Origin of the sequence: Caldalkalibacillus mannanilyticus JCM 10596, assembly GCF_000615945.1 — a bacterium.
GTDB lineage: Bacteria > Bacillota > Bacilli > Caldalkalibacillales > JCM-10596 > Bacillus_AT > Bacillus_AT mannanilyticus.
Genome location: NZ_BAMO01000078.1, coordinates 1 through 3,900 on the forward strand (window position 1 = coordinate 1; position 3,900 = coordinate 3,900).

Below are 3,900 nucleotides of genomic sequence, written 5' to 3' on the forward strand. Positions count from 1 at the left end.
CGATTATGTTATATATTCAAATTTTTTTACTCATCAGGGAACCTTTACAATTATAATGTACGTTATTATTTATGTAATATATTACAAAAAAATATAGAAGGGGGAATCACCTTAAATAAACATTATTTCAAATTAAGACCTTATTTTGTTTGTGATCTATTTTCGAGTATTTAAATTTTGAAAAAGGATGTGTACAAATGAAAAAAATACTATTTACTAGCTTAGCATTTGCAATCTTTGTTTCGAGTATATTCAGTTTCCAAGTTTTTGCAAAGGAAGAATCTGCAATATTGGTAAACGAGATTTTAAAATCCGATGAAGTGAAAATATTAACTGAAAGCAGCGAGATATCAACAGAGAATGTTCAATTTACTGAAATTCATGGAACTAATCAGAAAGCTTTAATTTTTCCTATTGAAGGAAAAGACCATGATCCGTATAGTAATGTCCAATTTTTAGTTGTGACTTACAATGATGATCAAACTATAACTGATTACAGTGTTTTATCTATTAAAAAGGTTGTAAGTAATGATGATGTTTCTACAACAATTAGCTTTTCGGATATTGATGGAAATAACAAAAAGGCAGGAATATACAAAAATGGGGAGCTAAGCGCTGTACAAGTAGATGAAAAAATATATGAAATAAACTCTGATGAAATCACCCTAAATAACGCCTTGATTGATTGTTTAATAGCTGCCTTTGACTCTTTACCATGGTTTATTAAAGCAGCTTGTGCTGGTGCGTGTGGAGCAGTATTCACAGGTAATCCTCTTGCTATAGCTGCGTGTGCTGGCTGTATTGTTGCATCTGGGGGGAACCATAACTGTTTTTAAAAAGTATATATTATAGGAGGAAAAAATGAATACAATAAGAAATAGTTTAATGCTAATGTTTGCTCTAGTATTATTGTTGACTACCCCTTTACAAGCTAGTTTAGCAGTTGGACAAAACCCAGCGCATGTAATGGAACCGATAGGAACGGGGGATAATTCTCTATTAAAAGAAATAGAAAACATGAAGGAAGTTTCTGAACTGAAAAATGAGTATAAAATTGACTTTTTTAGTGCTAGTAAAAATTCTTTTGGAGACAAAAATCAGTACGCGATTTTAATACCAATGTACAATAAAGTAAAAGAAACAGATACGCATAATGAGGAGTATCTACTATTTTATGTAACTAATGGTGAGTTAGGTAATAGTTTTATATTAACTATAGCCAGTGATGAGTATGATGAAAATACTGGATATATTAGTTTTTCAGATATTGAAAGAAAAAGCAACATTACAGGTGTTTTTAAAGATGGTGATTTTGTAAAAACATTAGTAAATGGAGAAGAGTTAAACGAAAACACAAATAAAGAAATAGTGATGGGTAATGAAACTCTTATTGAATGTTTAGAGAGGTTATTTCATACGTTGCCGAATTGGGCAAAAATTGCTTGTGGAAGTGCTTGTGCTGCTTTTTGGACACCTATAGGAGCTACTATTTGTGCAGGTTGTTTGGTTGGATTGGGAATCAGCTGCTAATCAAAAAAAGTAGATGGGCTAGGTAGACAAAGTAAGGTGATAAAATAATAAATAAAACGTATAAGAGTATCTATTTGTAGATACTCTTATACGTCCGTTCCAATAATTAGGAGGGTTACTATGAAAAAGTATTTCTTATTCATTCTGGTTTTTTTTATGATGTTATTTATTATTGGGTGTGAAAATACTCATACGAGTTATAATATTGAAGAATATACCGAGGAGCATCTCTTTTTTTTTATAAATAGTTTTACCTGCAGCGCTTGTAGATATCAACTTATAGAGCTGAACAAACATTGGGATGAAATTAAAGAGAAATCAGTGAAGATACATATTATAATGCCAGGAACAACAAATGAGGCTGCAAATCTTAAAGAAACATTAGGTCTAAAATTTAATATCGAAACGGTTGACGGTCTTTTCTTTCATGATAAAGTGGGTTTGACTAAGATTGATGAGAATGGCGAGAAAAAACCTTCAAGAGGATATGCTTATATTGTTAACGGTGAATTAATAGAATCTGAGCTAGACGATAATTTTGGAACGAATTCAATAGAAATCATAAACAAATTATTAGATTGTGGATGTCAACCATGAGGTTATTACCTTTTAAATCCGCTATACTATTGAAAAAATTTATTAATTTTACATAAAACGGCACTCAGGGTTATATTGATTAAAATTTCCTCATAATCTATGGTAAAAGAGAAAACTCTATAACTAGTGTCTATATTCTAAAGTATGGATACTATTTATGGAGGTTGATTTTTTTGGAATTAATGGTAAAGTTAGAATGGTTACACTAAAATGAATGATGCAAAGCTATTGATATAGTTAGTATTAAAGTTAGTTTCTTCTATTGTACCATCCTTCCATGAACTGAAATGCTGCTATATTCGCATTGAAGTAATTTACTTATTCACATCCTCTCAAAGTGTTATTGTAAGGGATTCAACTAAGCTAATGTACTTATGAAACTATATTAACTCCAACCAAAAGAGTAAGCGGGCAATTTTAGTTGCTAAAAATGAGAGTGCGAAAGAATTACTTAAACTTTATTGAGGGAGGTCTATATCTTTGGATAATGTTGTGGAAATTAAAAACTTAAGAAAGACATTTAAAAACTTTTCTCTGACAGATGTTAATATGACTATAGAAAAAGGACAAGTAATGGGATTTGTCGGTCCTAATGGGGCTGGAAAGACAACTATCATTAAATTAGTTTTAAATCTAATAAAACCTGAAAGTGGGAGTATAAAAATATTTGGACTTGATCATCTTACTTCAACAAAAGATATTAAACAAAGAATAGGTTTTGTTTATGACGAACTTCCTTTTTTTGATAATTTTTCGATAAAAAGAAATAAACACATAGTATCTAGATTCTACAGAAATTGGGACAATGATTTGTTTAACAATCTACTATGTGAATTTGAACTAAATTCAAACATGAAATTAAAAGAACTATCAAAAGGTATGAAACTTAAGTTTTTTCTCGCTGTCGCTTTGAGTCATCATCCAGAACTTTTAATTATGGATGAACCAACATCTAATTTAGACCCTTTATCAAGAAAAAAATTCTTTGAGTTGCTTCAAAGGTTCTTAAAAGAGAACCCTAATAGATCTATCCTGTTTACAACACATTATCCTGAGGATTTACAACAAATTGCAGATCAAGTTACATATATAAATAAGGGAGAAGTTATTTTCAGTTATAGGAAGGAGTTTCTAAAGGAAGATGTTGCGATTGTTAAAGGACCTATTAATGTATATCATTCATTAGGTTCAAAAGAAATTATTGGAGTAGAGAAATTTGATGATCATTTTGTAGGTTTGGTAGTGGACTTCTCGAAAAAAAAATCCATATTAAAAGATAAAATAACCATCATTAAGGAACCTCCATTGGAAGAGATTATGTATTATATTGACAGACAAAGAAAGGAGAAACAAGATGAAAAATATAGTAAGTTTACTCCTTAAAGATATTTATATCCAGGAATACAAGGGTTATATCATTCTTTTGCTTCCTATTACCTTTTTTTACTTTTTGTTAAATTCTATGGTTCCGCTAGCAAACCAATCTTTATTGGTTATATTAACAACTTATTTTTTGATAATAATGGTTAACCAAAATGAAACAAATAAATTAAATCATTTATTTCTTAATAGTTTGCCAACCACTAGAGCCGAAATTGTGTTAGCTAAATATGTTAGCGTTATAGTTTGGTTTACTATTGCAGTATTCTTGTGTAATGTTTTTACATTTGCTCTTCATTTTACTACAACCGATACTACGTATAGTATCATTTCTATAAATGAACTATTGTTTGCTTTTGGAGTTATACTTATCTTAGCTTCAATCTATTATCC

5 protein-coding genes are annotated in these 3,900 nt (G+C 30.0%); all 5 read left to right on the plus strand.

Going from position 1 to position 3,900, the window contains the following annotated elements; genetic code table 11:
* Positions 1–197: 197 nt before the first annotated feature.
* Positions 198–836: a hypothetical protein gene (locus tag JCM10596_RS22585; protein WP_025029033.1), complete on the plus strand. Its 639-nt coding sequence runs from the start codon at positions 198–200 to the stop codon at positions 834–836.
* A gap of 25 nt (positions 837–861) precedes the next feature.
* Entirely contained in the window at positions 862–1,530 is a 669-nt protein-coding gene (locus JCM10596_RS22590) for a hypothetical protein (protein WP_025029034.1), read from the plus strand.
* Between the two features lie 120 nt (positions 1,531–1,650).
* Entirely contained in the window at positions 1,651–2,127 is a 477-nt protein-coding gene (locus tag JCM10596_RS22595; RefSeq protein WP_025029035.1) for a redoxin domain-containing protein, read from the plus strand.
* Positions 2,128–2,607: 480 nt separating this feature from the next.
* Positions 2,608–3,510, plus strand: a complete 903-nt coding sequence (locus JCM10596_RS22600; protein WP_025029036.1) for an ABC transporter ATP-binding protein — start codon at positions 2,608–2,610, stop codon at positions 3,508–3,510.
* On the plus strand, positions 3,482–3,900 hold a 419-nt coding region (locus JCM10596_RS22605), incomplete at its 3' end, for an ABC-2 transporter permease (RefSeq protein WP_025029037.1). The genes JCM10596_RS22600 and JCM10596_RS22605, both read left to right, overlap by 29 nt.